The organism is Fibrobacter intestinalis (assembly GCF_900167415.1).
GTDB lineage: Bacteria > Fibrobacterota > Fibrobacteria > Fibrobacterales > Fibrobacteraceae > Hallerella > Hallerella intestinalis.
Map to the genome: position 1 here is coordinate 13,916 of NZ_FUWU01000034.1, position 21,956 is coordinate 35,871.

At 46.8% G+C, this 21,956-nt stretch carries 21 protein-coding genes and 1 pseudogene; 9 read left to right on the top strand and 13 right to left on the bottom strand.

What is annotated here, in order from left to right; all coding sequences use genetic code 11:
- Positions 1-12: 12 nt before the first annotated feature.
- The 7 genes from B5D40_RS09710 to B5D40_RS09740 form a co-directional block, all read right to left on the bottom strand.
- The gene (locus B5D40_RS09710; protein ID WP_078776761.1) at positions 13-1,434 is read right to left on the bottom strand and encodes a porin family protein; all 1,422 of its coding nucleotides are present in this window, start codon (positions 1,432-1,434) and stop codon (positions 13-15) included.
- 11 nt (positions 1,435-1,445) lie between these two features.
- Positions 1,446-1,928, bottom strand: a complete 483-nt coding sequence (locus B5D40_RS09715) for a hypothetical protein (RefSeq protein ID WP_078776762.1) — start codon at positions 1,926-1,928, stop codon at positions 1,446-1,448.
- A gap of 11 nt (positions 1,929-1,939) precedes the next feature.
- On the bottom strand, positions 1,940-3,262 hold the full coding sequence (locus tag B5D40_RS09720) for a hypothetical protein (RefSeq protein ID WP_078776763.1): 1,323 nt from the start codon (positions 3,260-3,262) through the stop codon (positions 1,940-1,942).
- A 539-nt stretch (positions 3,263-3,801) separates the two neighbouring features.
- Complete coding sequence (locus tag B5D40_RS09725) at positions 3,802-3,945, bottom strand: alpha-amylase (protein WP_078776764.1); 144 nt, start codon at positions 3,943-3,945, stop codon at positions 3,802-3,804.
- 88 nt (positions 3,946-4,033) lie between these two features.
- Positions 4,034-4,453: a hypothetical protein gene (locus tag B5D40_RS09730; protein WP_073303113.1), complete on the bottom strand. Its 420-nt coding sequence runs from the start codon at positions 4,451-4,453 to the stop codon at positions 4,034-4,036.
- Positions 4,446-5,144, bottom strand: coding sequence for a hypothetical protein (locus B5D40_RS09735; RefSeq protein WP_078776765.1), 699 nt, complete (start codon positions 5,142-5,144; stop codon positions 4,446-4,448). Before B5D40_RS09735 ends, B5D40_RS09730 begins: the two co-directional genes overlap by 8 nt.
- Before the next feature lie 376 nt (positions 5,145-5,520).
- A complete protein-coding gene (locus B5D40_RS09740) occupies positions 5,521-5,733 on the bottom strand; it encodes a hypothetical protein (RefSeq protein WP_143394536.1) in 213 nt (70 codons plus the stop codon).
- Between the two features lie 310 nt (positions 5,734-6,043).
- Here B5D40_RS09740 and B5D40_RS16645 point away from each other — a divergent pair.
- Together B5D40_RS16645 and B5D40_RS16650 are read left to right on the top strand one after the other, a co-directional pair.
- Positions 6,044-6,514: pseudogene (locus tag B5D40_RS16645) on the top strand (glycoside hydrolase family 11 protein); the annotation flags it as partial.
- A 321-nt stretch (positions 6,515-6,835) separates the two neighbouring features.
- The gene (locus B5D40_RS16650; RefSeq protein ID WP_439768968.1) at positions 6,836-7,384 is read left to right on the top strand and encodes a carbohydrate-binding protein; all 549 of its coding nucleotides are present in this window, start codon (positions 6,836-6,838) and stop codon (positions 7,382-7,384) included.
- Positions 7,385-7,521: 137 nt separating this feature from the next.
- On the opposite strand, the gene glgC is transcribed toward B5D40_RS16650, so the two are convergent.
- Positions 7,522-8,769 carry a glucose-1-phosphate adenylyltransferase gene (glgC, locus tag B5D40_RS09750; RefSeq protein WP_073303105.1) on the bottom strand — a complete coding sequence of 416 codons (1,248 nt, stop codon included), beginning with the start codon at positions 8,767-8,769 and terminating at the stop codon, positions 7,522-7,524.
- 170 nt (positions 8,770-8,939) lie between these two features.
- Here glgC and B5D40_RS09755 point away from each other — a divergent pair, with 170 nt between their 5' ends.
- The 3 genes from B5D40_RS09755 to B5D40_RS09765 all read left to right on the top strand — a co-directional run bounded on the left by B5D40_RS09755 (position 8,940) and on the right by B5D40_RS09765 (position 13,244).
- Positions 8,940-9,809: a hypothetical protein gene (locus B5D40_RS09755; protein ID WP_078776768.1), complete on the top strand. Its 870-nt coding sequence runs from the start codon at positions 8,940-8,942 to the stop codon at positions 9,807-9,809.
- 152 nt (positions 9,810-9,961) lie between these two features.
- Positions 9,962-11,824, top strand: a complete 1,863-nt coding sequence (locus tag B5D40_RS09760) for a phosphoenolpyruvate carboxykinase (GTP) (protein WP_078776769.1) — start codon at positions 9,962-9,964, stop codon at positions 11,822-11,824.
- Between the two features lie 238 nt (positions 11,825-12,062).
- Positions 12,063-13,244: a multidrug effflux MFS transporter gene (locus B5D40_RS09765; RefSeq protein ID WP_073303100.1), complete on the top strand. Its 1,182-nt coding sequence runs from the start codon at positions 12,063-12,065 to the stop codon at positions 13,242-13,244.
- Here the strand turns inward: B5D40_RS09765 and trmB are convergent.
- Genes trmB through B5D40_RS09790 form a run of 5 tightly spaced genes read right to left on the bottom strand, consistent with a single transcriptional unit; the run spans position 13,241 to position 18,021 of the window.
- On the bottom strand, positions 13,241-13,939 hold the full coding sequence (trmB, locus tag B5D40_RS09770; RefSeq protein ID WP_073303098.1) for a tRNA (guanine(46)-N(7))-methyltransferase TrmB: 699 nt from the start codon (positions 13,937-13,939) through the stop codon (positions 13,241-13,243). The genes B5D40_RS09765 and trmB overlap by 4 nt on opposite strands.
- Positions 13,936-14,799 carry a radical SAM/SPASM domain-containing protein gene (locus tag B5D40_RS09775; RefSeq protein WP_078776770.1) on the bottom strand — a complete coding sequence of 288 codons (864 nt, stop codon included), beginning with the start codon at positions 14,797-14,799 and terminating at the stop codon, positions 13,936-13,938. Before B5D40_RS09775 ends, trmB begins: the two co-directional genes overlap by 4 nt.
- A gap of 16 nt (positions 14,800-14,815) precedes the next feature.
- Positions 14,816-16,195, bottom strand: a complete 1,380-nt coding sequence (locus B5D40_RS09780) for an MATE family efflux transporter (protein ID WP_073303141.1) — start codon at positions 16,193-16,195, stop codon at positions 14,816-14,818.
- A gap of 43 nt (positions 16,196-16,238) precedes the next feature.
- Positions 16,239-17,123, bottom strand: coding sequence for an FISUMP domain-containing protein (locus B5D40_RS09785; protein WP_158222199.1), 885 nt, complete (start codon positions 17,121-17,123; stop codon positions 16,239-16,241).
- On the bottom strand, positions 17,116-18,021 hold the full coding sequence (locus tag B5D40_RS09790; RefSeq protein ID WP_078776772.1) for a cation diffusion facilitator family transporter: 906 nt from the start codon (positions 18,019-18,021) through the stop codon (positions 17,116-17,118). Before B5D40_RS09790 ends, B5D40_RS09785 begins: the two co-directional genes overlap by 8 nt.
- A 214-nt stretch (positions 18,022-18,235) precedes the next feature.
- Between B5D40_RS09790 and B5D40_RS09795 the strand changes: the two genes are divergently transcribed.
- Genes B5D40_RS09795 through B5D40_RS09810 form a run of 4 tightly spaced genes read left to right on the top strand, consistent with a single transcriptional unit; the run spans position 18,236 to position 21,746 of the window.
- Positions 18,236-18,610: a hypothetical protein gene (locus B5D40_RS09795; RefSeq protein WP_143394537.1), complete on the top strand. Its 375-nt coding sequence runs from the start codon at positions 18,236-18,238 to the stop codon at positions 18,608-18,610.
- A 30-nt stretch (positions 18,611-18,640) separates the two neighbouring features.
- A complete protein-coding gene (locus B5D40_RS09800; RefSeq protein ID WP_073303089.1) occupies positions 18,641-19,558 on the top strand; it encodes a M23 family metallopeptidase in 918 nt (305 codons plus the stop codon).
- Between the two features lie 17 nt (positions 19,559-19,575).
- A complete protein-coding gene (locus B5D40_RS09805; protein ID WP_078776773.1) occupies positions 19,576-21,012 on the top strand; it encodes a lamin tail domain-containing protein in 1,437 nt (478 codons plus the stop codon).
- On the top strand, positions 21,012-21,746 hold the full coding sequence (locus B5D40_RS09810; RefSeq protein WP_078776774.1) for a hypothetical protein: 735 nt from the start codon (positions 21,012-21,014) through the stop codon (positions 21,744-21,746). The genes B5D40_RS09805 and B5D40_RS09810 overlap by 1 nt, the downstream gene beginning before the upstream one ends.
- Positions 21,747-21,956 lie beyond the last annotated feature (210 nt).

Genomic DNA, 21,956 nt, shown 5'->3' on the forward strand with positions numbered 1-21,956 from the left:
ATTCGTTTTCCTTTAAAAAGCGAAGTCGAGTTTGAGTCTATAGGTGTCGTCCGAATCGTAAGGTTCCGTGGTGTCTTCGGAGTAAGTGCTGATGGAGTGCATCAGCCATTGAAACTCAATGGAAACATGTCGAAAAATTTCTGCGCCGATTCCGAAGAATCCCATAAAGTCGAAATCGCCGGATTCGAACCCGTTTGGTTCCCAGTCGTACGATTTCCTATTATAATCGACTTCGACATAATGTTCGCTGATGAGGCAAAGAGGTTTTCGGATGTTGAAGTTGTAGCTGAAAAAGGGGCTGAGCCATTGCCAGGTGGGGAATCCGATTCGAAGTTCGAGTGGAATTTCGGCGGTGATGTGATGGGAATTAATCCCGGCACTAAAATCTCGATAGTGGCCATAATAGAAGTCGTAATAGTCCACGTTGACGATGTCGTTTTGCTCGTATTGGTAAACGATATTTGCGCCGAATTGAAAGGAACCATATTTGTAAAAATAGAGGCGCATAAAGGCGCCAAGGCCTGCGGTAAGGCCCATACTGGTACTCCAATCGTAACCGCCACGTCCCGTTTCCGAGATAGGGCCTCCGTAAAGGGAAATGCCCGGATAAAATACGCGCCATGATTTCGATGGAGTTTTTACCGAGTCGTTTGCATTAGAGGGCGTTACTAATTTGAGGCTGTCGCTAAATCCGCTGGAGTCTTTTTGGAAGGTAATGATGGCTTCATTTTGTGCGGGCGACAGCTCTTCTCTTTTTCGAATCTCTACAATTCGATAGTCGCTTTTGCGCAGAGTGACCGAAAAATTTTCCGCCGCGTTTTGGGCGTGGTAAGAGTAAATGGAAGCTGCAGAAGCATTTCGATTTTCATGATTGTGCAAAAAGGCTTGGATTTTTTGAATACTGTCGGCTTCTGCTTGGACGGCGAGTTTTGCCTGCTGTTCGGCAAAGACGTTGCAGCCGCAGATGTTTTCAATGCGTGCGCAAGTGCTGTCTCCGGATTTTTCCTCTGGGCAAATAGCGCAAAAATTTTGGCATTCGTCGCTTAAAGTCAAAAGCGGTTCGTCGGCTTTTGCGGAAAGGGAATCGGTGGAAACACGGAAAGCCTGAAGTTCTTTTTCTGTAAGAGTCGTTTTGGTTTTTTTGATTTTAGAAAGGGAGTCGCCTTCGAATATGAAAAGGAAAGTGCAGAACTCTTCGTGGCAACCCTTTTCGAAGGCGGTTAAAATTCTAGAAATCGCGAGTTCTTTCTTTAGGGCTTTTGCCGTTTCCATTTGTGATTGCTTGTTCAGCAAGTCGCTGCAGTGGCAGAGTGAATCCACGCGAGTACAAGTCGGATCGGTAGAATTTGCCGAGCAGGAAGGGCAAAGGGATTTGCACATGTCGTTGGCAAAAAGCGATGTACAAAGGGCAAAAAATAAGATCATGTATTTCATAGAACTCTCTTTTAGAAAATGCTTCCAATGCTAATGAGAAGTGCTACGGCAACAACTCCGCCTACAATCAGCGGAATCCATGAACGCTCTCTTTTCTCGGCTTGTTGATTATCTTGGACGGTTTGATATTCCCCCATTCTCTGAATGCCGACGAGTTTATTGTTTTGGACGAGGAATCCGATGGGCTCATTTCGCGTTCCCCAAGCACCCTCTACTTTATCTTTATTGGTGGGCTTGTAAACTTTTCCGTCTTTAACGGAAGCGAATAAAGTCGGGTGATAATTGTAGATAAAATAAATGGTATCATTTGAATATTCGATGACAACGGGGTCGCCCATTTTGGGATACCAATCATTTAGACTCGGATGTTGCAGGGCGTATTGCAAATCGTTGTCGTCGATCCAGTTTTCTTTGAGGGAATAGTGTGTGGTAACAGCGCAGCTTGTTAAAAGGATCGAACATAAACCGAATAGAATAAATGTCCATTTTTTCATTGTAATTCTCCTTATGGGATATCGTTGGGCATAATTCCGTATTTACGAACTTTTTCGATATCGATTAACTCCGATTCGCCGGATTCAAAAGTTCCCGCATCGACTTCTTCGTTGTAGCGTTCGATTGCGGAATTGTTGGCGTATTTGTAAGTACTGGTTTCATGGTCGATAAGGGTCGTTTCTACAAAATCAAGAGTATTGGAATCTTTTTCCGTGCGCCATCCGACAAAGGCGTGTCCGGGAACAGATACGATGAATGTCTGCATTCCCAAAGCTTCTAAAATGGATGCGAAAAGAACGGTTGTTTCAATGCACAAACCGCCTCGTGTACGCAAAACTTCTATGGGATATTTGATTTTTTGCCCGTTAGAACCTGCGCTTTCATTTTGTATGTAATTGATGCCTCGCGCTTGAAGGACTTCAAAAACAGCTTTTACGATGCGTGAGGAACTTTGGGCGATGCTTTTGTCGTCAGAATATTTTTGGTAAACTTTTACAGTTCCGTCTGGCAATTTTTTAGAAAGTTCGTCTAGAATATTTTGCAAGGAATCCATGCCAGGGGTAACCCAGACGCCCCACCACCAGTTTCTATTTTCAACGATGGTGTATTCTGCGCCGTTGATTTGTACCGGATGAATTGTAGTGGGGTCGGAGGAGGAAAAGAACAGGATTTCTCTGTCGTTTTCGAGAGCGTAGGCGCGGATTTGAAAATGGGTTTGAACAGGAGCGGTGAGGGATAGATATTTTTCCGGCAAAAAATGAATGGTTGGGGAAAATCGAGTTGAAGAGGAATTGCTTACTGTTTGGGTAACGCTGGTAGTGTCGCTGAATCCATCGACCCATGTTTTCACAACCACTTTTTTGGCAGAGCAAGAGGACGAAAGAGCATAGGATGAATAATCTTGCGTAAGAGAAGACACATCTATCCAAGAAGATGAAGAACAATTGTTTTTGATATCTACGGAAATGGGATATTCAGAATTTTTGTACATCAGCGGATACTGGTTGGCGAAAGCGGTATAGATATCTTCTTTGATTATATAGACGGATGCGGACAGGGAATGGATGGTGCTCTGGGTATAAATGTCGTTGTAAATGCTGTCATAAAGTTCCGGGTAAATGGAGTCGTAAGCGGCTGTTTTCAGACTGTCCAAAAAAGCCTGCTTGGAAGAATCCAAATCGCTGTAAACTTCTGGATAGATGGAGTCGTAGGCGGCAATTTTCAAACTGTCCAAAAGAGAATTCAACTGCTCTTCGCTCAAGTTTTGATTGGTGATGTTGTCGCTGCAACCCCAAATAAGAAGAGGCATGACTAAAAAAGCCAGTTTTTTCATAGAGTTCCTTGGTGCAACACATAGGTTTTGGAGAACTTTGAACCGGCCTTTTAAAAACAGAAAAGGCGTGGTGTTCGTTCTTCGCTTGCTTGCAAACCGAGGTTCGGCAAAACCTTTACGCACAAACAAGCAACAACGACCCACGCCCCGAAAGGGACGTGAGCGTTCGCCATCCTATTCTCTGCGTGGAAATTTTGCCGATTTCGGTTTGAGAATAAGAAGCAAAAGCTCAAAAACTAATGTCGCGATTTCTCGCTATGTAATTTAAATTTAGCCGTATTAAATAAAAATGTCAATCTTTGGGCAAAAAAAATGTGAAAAAGCGCAACCTGAGCGATTCATGCGTAAGGGAAATTGCCGATTTCGGTTTTGAATGGACAGGCTGCGCCATTTGGGGCGTGGGACGAATGCGTTAGCGACCGCAGCCCGGATGGGTTCGGACTCGCTTATGATTGCATAGGCGAGGCTGAACGGACGCCACACTTTTGGTGCGGCGATAACGCCAGGGAGCGGCCTGCCGTAGGCAGGAAACGCCCAAGTTATTTCTTGTCTCCTTGGTAGAGTGAGTTGTTGGGATTGAGTTGGTTTGCGTGGTTGTCGCGAGCGGCTTTATGCTGCGCGTTTTCGCCGGAGGTGCCTTTGTTGGCGTTCAGCTGGTTGGCGTGATTGTCGATGGGTTTCATAAAGAATCTCCTATGAATTAGTTGAGGACCTTTTCTCAACGTTTATAAGGTAGATTCTGTGGTGGGGACATTTGGGGACAAGGGTGAATCAAAAATTTTCGTCGTCCGAATCTTGGATTTCTTGATAGATTTTCTTGGATGCTTTTTTCATGGCTTCGCAGATGGGGTCGTTTTCGACCAGATTCAGCAAGGGCTGGGGTGCGATGGGGATGTTTCCTTCGAGGTAGTGCAAAAGTTCTTGCAACATTCGGTATGGGCAGTCTTGGGATTTTTCCGAAATTCGGGAACGGTATTTTTTAAAATTTGACAACCAGCTTTTTTCGTCTTTGGTTCCTTCTTCGGCGTCGTGTATTTTTTTGTCAACGCAGTGACCGTGAAAGTCTCGGACGGCGCTGCTGAACTTTTTCCCCTGCTTTTTTAGAAGAACGTCGATTTTTTGCACAAGAGGATGTTTTGGCTGTTTTTTTGAAATGGATTTCGTCGGTTTGGTGTCGCTTTTTTTAGTCATTGCAAGAGATTCGGATGTTTGTCAAATCGTTGTTGGGATATTGCTTTTGCAGTTTTTTGAGGTGCTTGATGCAGCACTTGACCTGCCCGTTGAATTTGTAGGAGTACATGGTTTCGCCGTGAGCGTTGACGCAGTTGTGGATTGCCTGAAATTCGTTTTCGATGGGGGCGCGGTCTTTGTATTCGTCGTTCAGGTCTTGGATTGCTTTGACATAATTTTTATTTAGAGTTTCTAGGCTGTCGATTTGATTGTCCCGGATGCGAACTTCGTTTTCTTCATTTTGATAGTCGGTTAAAATTTGGTTGTATTTTTGGACAAAATCCTGCCGCTCCTCGTCTATTTTTTGAACTTCTTGTTTTTGTTCTTCATAGGCTTTGACGTAAGGTTCAAGTCGATAGATGTAACGCTCCAGGGAATCGATTTGAAGATTTTTCTGATGGAGGGTTGTTTGGTAGTTCTTTTTGATTTCCAACCATTCTTCTTGTTTTTGAGCTGCCTCTTGCAACAACTGCTCTGCCATTTCGTAGGGTCTTTCCGTTAGATTCAGCTTGTCGTTTTCATCGATTTTGTCGCCGCAAATGTATCCACCCATGGCGCAAATCACGCCGGTTGTCGCCAAAAGTTTAGCTTTCCCGCTGAATTTGAACTCTTCCGGTTCGGGCTTGTTGGGCTCGGGATTTTCTTCTGCCATTGTTACCTCGATAATTTCCAAAAATTTAATAATAATCGTTTGTCCACGATAAAATTCGGGGCGGGCTGGTTGTGAAAAAACAGAGGCCTTTCAAATCGCCGTAGGGGAGATGTCTATTTTCTTGCGAACTACGTCTTTGTGCTTTATTTGATTTTGTAGAGAGCTAGTTGTCAGTTGTTAGTCTGCTTCGAATGGTTCAGCAGCCGTCTGGCGTTTATCAATAAACTCAGGGAGCGTGGGTTGGTGCCCTTCGACTAGTTCGGCAGGCTCACTAACCAAGGCTCAGGGACCGTAGGTTGGTGGACTCGTCGAACCACGCTTGCTGAGCTTGTCGAAGCATTACCAAAGCGATTTTTAGATTTCGCAAAATGAATCGCTAAATGGAAAAAATTTTATCTTGGAAAATAAAGTCGGGCACTGTTGCGTTATTTGATGAAAAATGGAAAAGCGCACGGGATATTCCCGTGCGCCCTGCTTCCCCTCCCCCGAGAATCTCGGGAAAGCTCATGAAAAATTCATTTTTAGGCCTTGTTCCTTTTCCTTTTATAATATAACATCGCTTTTTGTCAGCTTTTGTCAAAAACAACATTTTGCGAAATTTTTGCTTGGAGAACTCGATTTGTTGTAAAACTTTACAATAAAAAAAAGGAAACAAAGCTTGGTATATGGACAGGAATAGGTAAGTTTGAAGTCAATCGCATTGAGTTCGGCGATAAAGGAGATGTATGCTCAACCCATTTGGTAAGATAGCGCAGCGCGTTTTTTTGTTCGCTTGGGGCTTTTGCTTTTCGGGCGCATTTGCGATAGACGCTTGCAAAGATGAAATGGGGCATGTCGGGAGTGCCCATATGGTTTCGGGAAATCAAACGGGTTCCATCAGCGGAACGGCCTGGGGATTTGAACAGTGGTATCAGGGCGGCAACAACTCCATGACCTATTACGACAACGGGACTTTTAAGGCAAATTGGAGCGGAAGCAGCGATTATTTGGCGCGCGTCGGTTTTCGTTATGGAGATAATGGCCCGGGTGTGGATCATACGACAAAGCAATATACGGTAGATTATCGTTACACGAAAAGCGGTTCTGCATCTTATGGCTATATAGGCGTTTATGGGTGGACAGTCAATCCGCAGGTGGAGTATTATATTGTGGACGATTGGTATAGCAAACCGAGTGAAAATTATGTTGGAGAAAAGTTTGGGGAAATCACGGTGGATGGAGCTACTTACACGATCCACGCCTATTTGCGCCAGCAGGAACCTTCCAAATCGGGCACTTCCACTTTCGTGCAGATTTTCAGCATTCGGAAAACACCGCGGCAATGCGGGCATATCGACATTTCTGCGCATTTTAAAAAATGGGACGAGCTTTTTACCGGGCAGACGGCACAGCTGAAGGGTTCAAAGGGCGGCGGCTCGGCGACATTGAAATTTGGCAAGGTGACCGAGGTAATGCTCATGAACGAAGCGGGGGGCAATGCTTCGGGAACGGTGGACTACACCTATTTCAACATGACGGATAATGGGACGGGTTCGGTTGTGATTCCGGAGGATTCGACTGCGGAAATTGAACGGCGTCCATTTAACGGAGTCAAAGCCAAAATTCCGGGAACTATAGAAGCGGAAAATTTTGACGAAGGCAATAACGGCGTTTCATATAGCGATAACAGCGAAACTCTTGAAGAAGGCGTGATGACGGAGTACCGCGGCGAAGATTATTTTGCCGATGTGGTGGGAACGGGAAGCGGGTATGCGATTGGCTATACGGCTCAAGGGGAATGGTTGGAATACACAGTGGATGTGGAAGCCGATGCGGAATATACGGTAGAAGCCCTGGTTTCAAACGGTTCTGGGGACGGATCGATTTCTTTGTCCATCGGGGAGGCGACGGGAAAGATTGACTTTTCGGCAACGGAGGATTGGAATACCTACCAAACGGCTTCGACGAAGATGTATTTGAAAAAAGGCGAACACATTTTGCGTGTCACTTTTGATACGGACAATACCAATTTGGATAATTTGACATTCACTGCGGATGGCCAAACCGGAATGGCTGCTCCGTTGAAATGGAAACCGGTTTCGGGAACATTCTTCGTTTTCGATATGCAGGGACGACTCTTGGGGAAAGTTTGGGGTATGGAGGGCTCTTCTTTGGATAATGCTTTGCGCTCTCGCTTCCAAAATATGGGAACATATCTTGTGAAGCAGGGAAATTGGGTAAAGATTATCCGAGTAGAATAGTTTTCTCCTTGGTTGGTTCCTGAAAAACCAGGCCGTCTTCGGATGGCTTGGTTTTTTGTATGAAGAAGACTTTGGAAATTCCATTTGCAAAAAAGCCCGCACCGAAATGCGGGCTTTTCCAAGGAGAATGAAAACATTTACGCCTTGATGACGGTGTCTTTGGCCAGCACGACAATGCCCGAAGGGGTTACATGGAACATTTTTCTATCCCGTTCCAGGTTGTAGCCGATTTCAAAACCGGCAGGAATATGCAATCCTTTTTCGATAATCGCTCTGCGGACTTTGGCTCCGGGACCGATTGTCACATCGGGAAAGAGAATGGACTCTTCGACAAGGGCGTCTTTTTGGATGGAAACCGCTGGGGAAAGCACGCTTTTGATAACGCGTCCGCCACCGATGACGCAGCCTGCGGAAACGACGGAATCGATAGCCGCTCCCGGATGTTCGGAATCGCCCGCGCTGAAGAAACGGGCTGGTGGTTGGTTCCAATTAAATGTGCGGATTGGCCAGTAATTGTTGTACAGGTCGAAAGGCGGATTCTCTGCGCAAATATCCATGTTCGCTTCAAAGAACGCATCCAAAGTTCCCACGTCCCGCCAGTAGCCTTTGGTTTCCGCCCGTTCGCCTCGTACGATGTTGGTGTTGAAATCGTAAACATAGACGGGATAATTCGGATACAGGGCGGGGATGATGTCCTTGCCAAAGTCCGTTGCGCCGTTGCTGGAATGTTTGAGTAGTTCCCGTACAAGGAATTTGCTGGTGAAAACGTAATTGCCCATGCTGGCGAGGCACCAGCCGGGACGACCGGGCATTTGCTTGGGCTGCTTCGGTTTTTCTTCAAAGCCTATCATGCGGTTGTCCTGATCCACTTCGATAATGCCAAATTCGCTGGCCTCTTCGACGGGAACGGGAATGGCTGCAATGGTCAAGAGTGCCGCGCGGGAAAGGTGAAAGTCGATCATCTGATTGACGTCCATCTTGTAAATATGGTCGCCGCCGAAAATGGCGACGATGTCGGGGCGTTCGTCCGTAATCAGGTTGATGTTCTGAAAAATGGCGTCTGCGGTTCCCCGGTACCATTCACTGCCGGTGCGCATCTGTGCAGGAACCAGATCCACGTATTGGTCTAGGCTAGCATTCAAATTCCACGCTGCGGAGATATGTTTGTTTAGGGAATCGCTTTTAAATTGCGTCAGGACTTTGATTTTGAAAATTCCCGAGTTGATGAAATTGTTGAGGACGAAGTCGATGATGCGATAAGTTCCGCCAAAATGCACCGCAGGCTTAGCGCGGTCACGCGTGAGAGGTTGCAGACGGCTGCCTTGACCCCCGGCCATAATCATGCAAAGGGTGTTTTTATTGTTTTCCCGATAGGACCAGTTCATAAAAACCTTCAAAAAAGAATGGATTGAATCTTCTGTGCTTAATCTATGAAAATTTATTCAAAAGTTCGCAAATTTTTACAGAAAAAGAATAGTGTTCCGCTTTAAAATTGGCTTTTGTAAAGAAAATTCGAAATTTATGCTAAATTTCTTCTCGCATTTGGGGTAAACGAATGAAGAAATTTTTTTGCATTGTTTTTCTTTTGACCGGGATTCAGGCTTTTTCCGCTTGTGCGCTTGCCGAAGGTTCCGTGCAATTCCTTTCAACGAACGAACTTTCCGTGGCGTCGGCTCCGGATGTTCGCGGGGCCGGGTCATTTTTAAAGCGCGATTCGTTGATGTTTCGTCTTCGTGGAGGCTTTTCAAAAGGCGAGACCGGAAGCATGGGGCACAGGAAAGTCGAAAACAAGGCGGCTCCGACGGTTTGTGGAGATGTTGGAAAATGCTCGGCTTCGCAAAGGATGCAAATTCTGGAAGAAGCGAAAAATGTGGATGTCTCTTACCGCGTAGAGCGCGATCTTTTTTATGGGATGTTCGATTTGACAAAAAAGTTCCGCACGTTTTTCTTAAATGCGGCGGTCGGCTATGATGCAGGGCTGTTTCACTCCTTTGAACTGGGAGTGAACTATGAACATTTTGAAGCGGGAACTTTTGTTTTTATGCGTTTTGCAGGAATCGAAAGCCGATACGGAATCAAGCGGTATTCGTGTTATTGCGATGGCGGTTCAAATTGCCACTTTTCGGAAGACGTATCCTTGGATGAGGTCGATGACATTTCGCTTCAGCTCGGGTTCGGAGTCTCTGCTGCGGTTTACTTAGGGCGTTATTCTCTCGGCTATTCGCTGAGTTTTTACGAATTTTCGCATCCGGAATACAACGATGTCCGCACGAAGTTGGATTTGCCCTGGGTCGCGACGTCGCGTCTCGGGCTTGGAGTCTTGGTGGCGAGGCATCTTGAGTTGCGCACTGGCGTTGTGAATGTCGCTGCCGGTTTTGATGAAAGTTTGTGGGCCGGTTTTGCTGAACTCGGGCTTCGCATTTGAACTTTTGAAGAAATTTTGGGCTTTTTATCTTTTTTTGAGGGGCAAAAACGTTTTTGAATCCAAAAAGATAGGCTTTTGCACTTCAAATTTTTGCTATTTTCTAGCCGTTCGAACTTTTTCGAAACTTAACGTAAACAAATAGGAGTTACTCTATGAGTCTCACTCTCAATGACATCAAGCACGCCAAGATCAAAGCGTGGGTTGAAGAATGCATTAAAATGTGCGAACCGGACGACGTTGTTGTTGTCGATGGTTCCAAGGAAGAATACGACCGCCTGATGCAGAAGTGCGTCGATGCCGGTCTTGCTACCAAGCTCGCCAAGAAGGAAAACTGCTTCCTGTTCCGTTCTCTCCCGTCCGACGTGGCCCGTGTGGAATCCCGCACGTTCATCTCTTCCGTGAAGGAAGACGATGCCGGTCCGACCAACCACTGGATTGACCCGGTTGAACTCAAGAAGACCATGTCCGACCTTTACAAGGGTTGTATGCACGGTCGTACCATGTATGTGATTCCTTTCTGCATGGGTCCCCTTGGCTCTCCGATTTCCAAGAACGGTATCGAATTGACCGATTCCGAATACGTGGTGCTCAATATGGACATCATGACCCGCGCCGGCAAGAAGGTGCTGGACATTTTCAATGCCGACCAGAATGCGGAATTCGTTCCCTGCCTCCACTCTGTGGGTAAGCCCCTCAACAACGGCGAAACCGATGGCGGTATTTGGCCCTGCGCCGACGTGGAACACAAGTATATTTCCCAGTTCCCGGAAGAACGCCTCATTTGGTCCTATGGTTCGGGCTACGGCGGAAACGCCCTCCTCGGCAAGAAGTGCTTTGCTCTCCGTATTGCCACCGTTCTCGCTCGCGACGAAGGCTGGCTGGCTGAACACATGCTCATCCTTAAGCTCACCAATCCGAAGGGCGAAGTCAAGTATGTGACGGGTGCATTCCCCTCTGCTTGCGGTAAGACCAACCTCGCCATGCTCATCCCGACTATCCCGGGTTGGAAGGTCGAAACCATCGGTGACGACATCGCTTGGATGAAGTTTGGCAAGGACGGACGTCTTTATGCCATTAACCCGGAAGCCGGCTTCTTCGGCGTTGCTCCGGGCACCTCTGCGGAATCCAACAAGAACGCTCTTATTTCTGCAGAAAAGAACACCATTTACACCAACTGCGCCCTCACTGAAGACGGCGACGTGTGGTGGGAAGGCATCGGCTACCCGGCTAAGGGCAAGCTGGTTGACTGGAAGGGCAATACTCGTGACGCTCTCCCGAAGGACAAGGCTCCCAAGGGCGAAGAAATGGCTCACCCCAATGCCCGCTTTACCGCTCCGGCTTATCAGTGCCCCTGCATTGCCAAGGAATGGGAAGATCCTGCTGGCGTTCCTATTTCTGCCATCCTCTTCGGCGGTCGTCGTCCGTCCACCATTCCTCTGGTTCACCAGTCGCTCAGCTGGAACCACGGCGTGTTCCTGGGCTCCATCGTGGGGTCCGAAATCACCGCTGCTTCCACCATCGACGCTTCTCAGGTGGGTAAGATCCGTCGCGACCCGTTCGCTATTCTCCCGTTCTGCGGATACAACATGGGCGACTACTTCAAGCACTGGATTGAAGTGGGCAAGAAGTCCTCTGAAGACAAACTCCCGAAGATTTTCTACGTGAACTGGTTCCGCAAGGATGCCAACAACGAAAAGCTTCCGGGCGGCTTCATGTGGCCGGGTTACGGTGACAACTCTCGCGTTCTCGCCTGGATTTTCGACCGTTGCAATGGCGTGGACAATGCCGTTGAAACTCCTATCGGTTATATGCCGAAGGAAGGAGCCATCAATACCGATGGTCTCGCCGACTACTACAAGGAAACCTTGCCGGAAATCACCAAGGTGGATGTGGAAGGCTGGAAGAAGGAACTTGCCGACGTGAAGGAAAATCACTATCCGAAGTTTGGTAAGCACCTTCCGAAGGAACTGTCCGACATCATCGACATGATTCAGGATCGTCTGAACAAGGCATAATTAGGCGAGTGTCGCAGCGCGACGCATTCCTAACGGAAATCCTTTAAAATCCCTGCTGCCGTTTTGGTGGCGGGGATTTTTTATGCACATGATTTTATCAAAAATTTTGCGTTGAAAAAATGGCGTCTATTTTAATCTGAAAATTCTTGACGGTATTCGCACGGTTAATTAAATTGTCCGTCGAAAGCAATGCGTTGCCTTTGTGAGGTGAAAAACGCCTGTTGCTTTTATAGGAAAAATGATGAGTGGAAAGGCTAAGTACACTTTCCTCATGCTCCTTTTAGGGATGCTTTCGGCCTTTGGGCCTTTTGTTACAGATCTTTATCTTCCGGCTCTCCCGAATTTGGCGGATTATTTTAAAGCGACTCCTTCGGCGTCTCAGTTGAGTTTGACGATGAGTATGCTGGGATTGAGCGTTGGGCAGCTGTTTGTAGGGCCTTTAAGCGACAAATATGGACGGAAACGCTTGCTTTTATTTTGTCTGGCCTTATTTGTTGTGGGAACGCTGGCCTGTATAATTTCTCCGAATATCGCCTTGTTTAACCTTTGCCGTTTGCTGCAAGGACTTGCTGCTTCTGGGGGAATCGTTATCGCGCGTTCTGTTGCTGCGGATTCTTATCGGGGAGCAGTTCTTACAAAATTTTTGGCGATGGTGAGCGCGGTAAACGGGGTTGCTCCGATTGCGGCTCCTGTGCTCGGTGGTCTTTTGCTGCATTATATGAGTTGGAAGGGAACTTTTGCGGTACTTTTGCTTTACGGAGTTGTATTGCTGCTGATGTCGGGAAAATTTCAGGAATCCCTTTCCGTGCGACGTCGGAGCCAAAAATCGGTTTTTGCCAATTTCGGGCTTTATGCGATGGTTTTCAAAAATGGTGAATTTGTACGCTATTTTGCGATTTGTTCGGCTTCGATGATTGTGCTGTTTAGCTATATCGCATCGTCCCCTTTTATTTTCCAAAAATTGTATGGACTTTCGCCGATGGGATTTAGCTTGTGCTTCGCCCTTGTTTCTATTTGTACGGCGGTGGGCTGCGCCGTATCGGGGAAAATGAAAGATGGTCGGTTCGCTATCAAAATTGCGGGTCTCGGAATGTTTCTGTTTTCGATAGCTGTAGCAATCTGTCTTTTGATGCAGGTTCCGCTTCCGTTTTTGCAAGTGTGCTTTATGGGAATGACTTTTATGTTCGGGTTTATGCAGCCACCGGCAACCGCTTTAGCGATGAATGCGGAACGGAAAAATGCGGGGACCGCTTCGGCGTCTTTGGGAGCCGCGGGATTTTTGATGGGGGCGGTAACGAGCCCGATTGTCGGATTGGGAGATATTGCCGTGAGCGCTTCGGCAATGCTGGTAGGCGGTGCGCTTTGTACATGGATTGCGACGTTTTTTCTGCCGACGGATAAAAAACAGAAAAGCGTTTAGTGCCCGATAATTCTATCAAACGTCACACGCCAAAGGGTGTGGCCGCTTTCTATGAATTTTTTTTCAAAGGCGGAAATGGGTGCATTTGGAAGAAAATTTTCTTCGTGGATGTGCGCTTGCCATTTCTTTTGTTTGCAGGTAGTTTCTAAAGCAAAGCGAAATTCGTCGGCGTAAATTTTCCAATTCGTGCGCAGTTCCGTATGCGGGGAAATTTGAATCAGCGTTGGGAATATCGGATGGGCGTGAAAACGGTAACGGAGTTCGGATTGTTTCGGCCACGGATTGGGATAAAACAAGGCGTGAAATTGGACGTTCCATTTGGCGTTCAGGACGAGCCGCCAAAAATCCAGGAGTTCCGCGCGAACGTAAAAAACATTGTCTGGAATGGAAATGCCATTTTCGGAGCGGTTGTGTGCTTTTGCCAATCGGATTTCGGATTTGTCAATGCCGAGTACGGGATTTTCTGGAAATTGCTTTGCCAAAGCGATGGTTGAAAGTCCTGTGCCGCAGCCGGAATCGAGTACGACGGGAGTTTTAAATGCCGAAATAAAGAGAGCTGCTTTGTGAAAAGCGTCTATTGTATGTTCGGCGATCGGTCGGCGATATTCGTTTTGCAGATAACGCAAAACGAGTTCTTTTAAATCGCGATGGATTTCCGTCTGGTTGCTCTTGACTTCTTTTGTGTTGCCGGTCATTTGGAAAACCTTTTAGCGAAAGCGCATCGACGACAAAACGGCTCTATTAATTTGTGCTGAATAAATCCGTTTTTCATCTGCGAGGCCTTTGGGGACTGGAAAATGTCATTAAAAGAATTTTCTGGAATTTTTCCGAGAACGATATGACCTTTATAATCCAGGCAGCAGGGGACAACTCGACCGTCAGAAAGAATCGCACATTGATCCAGAATGCCGTGGCAGGTTCCTTTTTCGCTGTCTTCGGCTTTTCCGTCTGGCCATTCAAAGCGGGAATCCCGGTGAAGATAGATGCGGCCTGTGATGGGCGTACTTTTATGTCGTACGGAAAAATCGGAAAGGTTCAGATTTGTCCCAAAATAGGATTGCAGCTTTTGCAAAACCATGTGATTCCACTCGTTGGATTCGGCGTCGGCCTGATCATTCCAAAGGCGAAAATTGACGTAAATTTCAGGATGAATGTGTGTTAATTTATCTGCGAACAAAATGGTTTGTTGTAAAATTTTTTCTCGATAATTTTCGGAAAGATAGGCGTAGGCGTGCGTGGAAAAATTGATTTGACGAATGGGGGAATTTTGCAAAAGCGTTTGCTCGTTTTGAACAATAAGGGAACCATTGGTCGTCAGATTCACAGGAAATCGAAAGTCTTGTGCGATTTGCAGAAAACGGGCAAATTTGGGATGCAACAAGGGTTCACCTAAAACATGAAAGAAAATTTCCTGCACATTTCCCTGCAAATTTTGTAATACATTTGTAAACAACTCTTCGGACATTTCCACGCGAGGATCTGTGATTTGGGTGCTAGGACAAAATGGACATTGGAAATTGCATCGCTCGGTAATTTCAATATAGGCATATTTCATAGATAAAGCGAAAATTTTATTTTTTATCGTTCAACTTTTTCAAATCGATTTTAAGCAAGATGGCGGCAAGAATCGCGGAAATTGTATCGGAAATGGGAGCCGCGACAAAAACGCCGCGAAGTCCGAGGAAAAGCGGTATAATCAGCAAAAACGGAATGAGGATGATCAGCTGTCGGCACATATTCAAAATCATCGCTTTGCCCGGTTGTCCGGTTCCCTGAAAATAGTTGCCGCATATCATTCCGCAAGCGATCATCGGCATGGCAAAGAGGAAAGTCCGCAGTGCAATGCTGGACAATTCGTTAAGCTGCGCATTATTGGCGGAAAAGAATCCCACAAGCCATTCCGCTTGGAATTGCACGAGAATCCAGCATAAAATCATCCAGGCTATTCCGATGGAGAGCATGACTTTTAGCGTTTTCTTTACTCGATGGAAGAGCTTTGCTCCAAAATTGTACCCGATAAGGGGCTGCCCGCCTTGAACAAAACCAATCACGGGCATGACCATCAGCATGGCGATACTGTTTGCAATGCCGAATGCGGAAACGGCAAGGTCGCCTCCATAAGAAGAATTATTTCCGTAATGGACAAGGCTTTTATTCAGAATGACGTTCATCAGGCTATTGCTGATTTGCATGATGCTGGGAGGAAGTCCCATAATGTAAATGCGCCGCACATAAGGGAAGCGAAGTTTCATAAGGCGCGGGGAAATTTTTATCGGTGTGGATTTTTTAAAGAAGAAGGCCATGACGAAAATCGTCGTGATAGCTTGCGAAAGTACGGTCGCCCACGCCGCTCCTTCAATTCCCCAGTGAAATTGAAAAATGAAAAGCCAGTCGAAAAATGTATTGAGACCTGCTCCCAGCATATTGCGGAACATGGCGGTTTTGGGGTGTCCCAAGGAGCGGATAAAGTGGTTCATACCCGGCGTAACCGTTTGAAAAACGGCTCCGAACAGGATGATGCGCATATAAGTTGCAGCGTATGGAAGAGTTTCTGCGCTAGCTCCAAAAGCTTTTAAAAGCGGCTCCATAAAAATTTCGCCGAGAATGAGCGAAATTAAAGCCATGATGATTAAAAGAAAGAATGAATTGTTTAAAATCAGGGCGGCTTGCGTGTATTTTTTTTGTCCAAGACGAATGGCAAAAAGGGTGTTCCCGCCGACGCCGATAATCATGGAAAGCGCCATGATGAATAAATTGATAGGAAAACAAAGAGTGATTCCTGCGATTCCCAAGTATCCGACTCCGGCGGCAACAAAGTAGCGATCGACGACATTGTATAGGGATTCCACAATCATGCTGACGATTGCGGGAACGGAAAACGCAAGAATCAAGCGGGGAATGCTTGCTGTCCCAATGCTGTTCAGTTTTGAAGATCGAAGTTCTGGAGCCACGGCGCCCAAGATAGAAAATCTTTTGAAAGAAAAAATTCAGGCACTATTTCACGCAGCGTAAACTGGCTCCAAATTTCGGGTTGAATTTTTCAAAGCGGATTTCTGACGAGTTCTTTTGAAATACGGCTACGGAGCCTTCTTCCGTCCAGAAAAATGCTTTGTCTCCTGCTTCTTGAAAATTTCGCTTGTTTTTGGGAACATCCACCGGATTGAAGAGAACGCCGCTGGCGCGAACGGCAAAACTAAATTCGTCCGAGCCGTCTCCGTCGTCGTTCCAGCCAAAGGACGCTTTCAGTTTTCTTGCCGGATTCTTCCCAACGGTTTCTGCCAGTTTTTTCCAGTCGGCAATTCGGGGAATGCGGAAACTTGTCGGGCAAGCGTTTTTAGCGCTTTCTAAATTATAAAGCCGTCCCCAAACGTTGCATTGGATGCAAAGAGAGCCTTGAACCGGAGCGTATTTGGCATTTTCTGCAAGCCATACGGCTTCGCCGATTCGCACCCATTCATAACGTTGTCCGTCTCGTGGATCGTTGTAAACTCCTTGAATTTCGGGTTCTCCGCTGGAATCGTAGGTTTCGGGGAACGCAATTACCATTCCCTTTTCGTATAAAGTAACGGACTGGATTTTCCCGTTTTCGTGATAACGGGTCGCTGTTCCTTGAACGGCTCCTTTTTCATAGGGAACGTTTGCTTTGACTGTTCCGGATTCATAGTATTCCGTCGCTATTCCTTGTTCTTTGCCATCAACAAAAGTTTTTTCGGATTTTTTGGCTCCAGATTCATAAAATTCGATTTGTTGCCCATTCTTTTTGTCGTTTACATATTGTGTTTGAATGCGAATTTTCCCGCTTGGATAGTTTTCCTGGCGAATGTCGTCGCAGGCGGCGAGTAGGGCGAACATGAGGGCTACAGTAAAAATTTTAAGCATTTCCTTTCTCCGAAACCGGTTCCATGTGAATGTTGATTTGCGTATTTTGTCCGAATTTTTTCCGCAGGTTCTGTTCGATTTCTGTAGCAACATCGTGAGCTTCGACTAGAGAAATGTCGCGGTCGAGTTTGATGTGGACGTCGATGGCGCAAGAGTTTCCGATCTTACGGGTTTGCAGATTGTGAAAGAAACGGACTTTGTCTGTATGACGAATGATGTCGGCGATTTCTTTTTCAACGGAAGGGGGAAGCGACGCTTCTAAAAGTTCCTGGATGCTTGGAAATCCGATTTGGAAGGCGACTCGGGCAATAAAGAAGCTGACAACGACGGCGGCAATCGGATCGAGAACGGCAAATTTTCCGCCCAGGAGAAATGCTCCGCCGACTCCTATCAGAGTGCCAATACTGGAAAGCGCATCGGAACGGTGATGCCATGCGTTTGCTATCACTGCAGAACATTCGATGGATTTTCCGACATGAACTGTATAGTGATAAAGTATTTCTTTGGCGGCGATGGAAACGACTGCAGCAATTAGTGCGATTGGAGCGGGCACTTCGGGAATTTCCTCTTGGAATGCCGCGTAAATTTTTTGAATGCCGTTTACGAAAATGCCGACTGCAACGGCTGCGAGGGCGACGCTGATGAGAACAGATGCCAGCGTTTCAAATTTTCCATGGCCATAAGGGTGGTTTTCATCTCTCTCGTGGCTGGAAATGCGAATAAAGATGATGACGATAAGATCGGTTACAAAATCGGAAAGCGAGTGGATGCCGTCAGCAATCATGGCGGCGGAGTTCCCTAAAAATCCGGCGATAAGTTTTCCGATGGTCAGAAAGATATTGACGAAAAATCCAATCCAGGTGGCGCGCTGAGCGGCTTTTGAACGATCGACAGACATACGAAAAATTTAACAAAAGCAGCAAAGGGGAAAGTTTGCTCAATGAATTTATTGGGGCGCATTTTGCAGGATAAGTTTTGACCCTCTAAAATTTTGGAGGAAGAAAGGGGAATCGTTTCCGCTCGCTTTTTAGAATCGCTCTACTGGCGAAAATTTTGAATGATTGGCAAGAGCGTTTTGAAACGATTGCCGTATGAATTTCTATTTTACGGGTATGCGAAAGTTTCTCTTTGTCTTTTTTTACTTGGCGATATCTCTTTTTGCCGAAACCAATTCCAATTTTGTGGTCGCCGATTCTGCGGAAAATTCTTCATTTCTGTCGGATTCCCATGTTGCGGATAGTGCTGCTTTGAGCACTCCTCCCGATTCGCTCTTGGCGGTGTCGCTCTCTCCCGCAGAAAAATGCCCTTCGGATTCCATCCTTTCTGCCAATTACGCGAAATGCCAGCAGGCTCTCAAAATCGTCGTCAATTCGCAGCTGGACAAGCAAAATGCAAAGCGCGACCGTTCGATGGAGATGGCCGGCGCAGTGGGGTCGTTTGTCGGCGGGGCGTTGATTGGATTTCTGTTGGGCTGGTTGCTTTTATAAGGTGAAATTTTTTACTAAATTGCACTCCGTATGAATTTTTGTAAGGTTTCCTTTCATCTAGAAGGTTCGTCCAAGACGCGTTTTGTGCGCTTGCCCGAATTTTTGGGCCGAGTGTCCCGCATTGGAAAGGGAATCGTTTGTTTGGGCATTGCCCTGCTTGTCTTGCAATTCGGCATCCTCTTCTCTTATGATTTTCTGAAAGGCCATTTTATCGATTCTCGGGAATCTCTGCTTGAAAAGCTGGATGGGGAACGGAGCCGCTTGGATTTTCTCAATGCGGAAATGGAAGCCCGTTTTGAAAATGAAGATCTTCTGCATTACAAGTTCGGCTTGAATCCGACGGATCGATCTGCTCGAGAAATGGCTATCGGAGGACCTGAACCTGTAGATGTTCGTTTAAAGCGTTCAGCAAATCCGATTTTGGACTATTCGATTTATTTAAAGGAAAGAACGGAGCAATTCCGCGCAAAGGCTTTTGAAAATGAACGCAGTTGTCGCGAAGTGGCGAGTTTCGTGGGGCAGCAGTATGCCCATTGGAAGCACGTGCCTTCGATTTCCCCAACGACGGGACGCTATGCTTCCGCTTTTGGCAGCCGGATTCACCCGATTACGGGCGTTGGACGCATGCACAACGGTGTTGATATTTCGAACAGCAAGTGGACGCCGATTTTTGCCACCGCAGACGGCGTAGTGACGATTTCCCGATTTAGCGAATCTTTTGGCAATTATGTCGTTGTGGACCATGGCAACGGTTTTGTGACGAAATATGCGCACATGCAGTCCAGCTCGGTAAAGCAGGGCCAGTTTGTCAAGCGTTATCAATTGTTAGGGTATATGGGTAACACAGGCCTTTCCGCCGGACCTCATTTGCATTACGAGGTTTGGTACAATGCCAAGGCAGAAAACCCGCTTCGCTATATTCTTCCTGGAGAATACGCGGTTCAGTAACCCCGTAAATTTTATTCATGAATTTGCTTGCTTTGGCGGCTTTTGCCGCTTTGGAAGCGTGTCCTTATTTTGCTGAAATACTTCCCGATCCGCAGACGGTAGAGGATTCCCGTGGGGAATTTATCGAAATCCGTTTGCCCTATTCGCTTTCGCAGGATTCGCTTTCCATTTTGAATGAACAACAAAAAATCTGGAATGGAGTTCTTTCCGATTCGGTGAAACGGATTCTCCTTATTCGGGATACGTCACTTTGCCCGCAGACAAAAGGCCTGCTTTGCGATAAGCTGACTGGTGCGGCGTTGCCCAATTCTCGGGAATCGGTTTGGTCGCTTTGGGCGGGGACTTGTGCGGATTCAGCGAAGCTGCCTGTGCCCAAGGCGGGAAAATCTTTTGTGCGGAATGGCGAAGCTTTTGACGCCTGGGAATATGCGAGCCCAACTCCGGGAATTCCCAACGCTTTTGAAAAAGGCATTCAAGATTGCCGCTTGGAAATAGAAAATTTGACTTATTCCTCAAAGGGGTGGAGTGGCAAATGGAAACTTTCGGGATGCGATTCCGCTTTTATTTCTGCCCATTTTTCTTCGCTTTTTTCTTTGGCGGATGAATCGTGGAATGGCTCGCTTTGGCGGGATCGTCCGCAGTTTTTTGAAGTGCCCCTTCATGCAGAAGCATTCCATTTGCAAGTGCAGTGGCCAGAGGATGATGTTCCCGGAAATGACGGTTTGGATTCCCTTTTTGCGGATGCCGGTTCGCTGCCGGTTCGATTGACGGAAGTGCATCCCTGTCCGGATGAGGGAATTCCTGAATGGTTTGAAATTTATAACGGCGGGGTTCGGGAAATTTCGCTTTCTCAATGGAATTTGTGCAAAGAGAAAACGACGTTTCCGGCGGGCTCCTCTATTCGCAAGCACGAAAGCGTTGTGCTGACGAAAGACACGGCGGCGATGCGGAACTATGTCGGTAATGAAGAAGTGGAAATTCTCTTTGTGAATTTTGGCTATTTGAAAAATGCTGCGGACAGTCTGTTTTTGTGCTATGGCGATTCCAAAATCGATTCGGTTTTTTGGGGAAAGTCCGTTCGCATTAAAGCGCAATGCCCGGCTGGTTTTTCGGTGGCATCGGGTCGAAAGGAAGATAGTCCCGGATTTCAGACCCCGGGGAGTTTTTCCGCAGATACTTCTCTGCCGTTTCAGGTGAATTGGAATGCTCGCATTTTTTCCAAAAAGAATCGCGACAATCCGCTGATGGTCAGTGTCCAGAGTGAAGTCCCCGTAACGGTCGAGTTGATTTCGGGAAAGGGCGACCTTCTTTGGAAAAAGGAATGGCCGGCTGATGAATCGGGAAATGGATGGCGAGAAGTTCCCTTATTGCAAAAAGGTTTTCCGGGAGCGAATTTTTTGCGTATTTCATCGGGGCGTTTTGAAAAACGCATCGGCATTATTCTGAGGCCTTGATGATGCGCAAAGTATGGATTTTGGCTCTTTTCATTTCCGCCGTTTTTGCGGAAGTTCGCATTCCAGAACCTTGGGCACCCGGCAGATGGGATTCTGCGAGAAATCCGGCGAGGATGCAAAACGGTTTTCGGCTGGGACTTTTGTGGACGGAACCGATGGAAAATTTGGACTATGAGGTTTTTGGCTTTGCCGCGGAATGGGGAACGGAGGCTTATCGGTTCAAAGCCGTATTTGCTTCTTCTTTTTTGGATTCGATATATCGCAGCGAAGATTTCGATTTGGAAGGTGCGTTTGCGGTGGGGAGATTCTCTTTGGGCTTTGGCGGCAATGCGGACGTTCAGATTGTCCCTGGACAGGAATCCTGGTGGGAGCTTTCTGGCAGAGTGGGTGCGTTCGTAAAATTGTCGGCTCATGTAGAATGGGGAACATGGGGATTGTTTCTGCGCGAAACCGAATGGAATGTTTTTGGAACGGATTTTTTTTGGAAAGAAAGTCGGTATTTTCGAAGTGGTCTTTCATTAAGGTATCGCAGCTGGGACGGCTTTGGAGTCGTTTTATTGCAGGAAATGCGCTTGGGGGCTTTGGAATTGCAGGGGGAAGTTCTTTTTCCCGGTCCTAAAGTGGGAGTAGGAATCGCATTCCGCTGGAATGGTTTGGGGGCGTCCTTTGGAATGCACCGGGATGCAGACTATATGAATTCAAAAATGGCGGGACTTTTTTATGATGTCCGATAGGAGATTCGCCTTTTGCATCTCCTAAGGTGCGAGGGAAGTTTAGATTTGTCAATAGTGCTTCGGCAAGCGGTCCCTGAGTTTATCGAAGGGCACCAACCGCTTGTCGAACTAGCCGAAGGGCCTCTAATAACTAGTCCTCCCTTAAAATCTCGTCCAACCCGCATAACTATTGGGGAAAATTGATTTCTACCCTGTGAAAATATTGCAAGG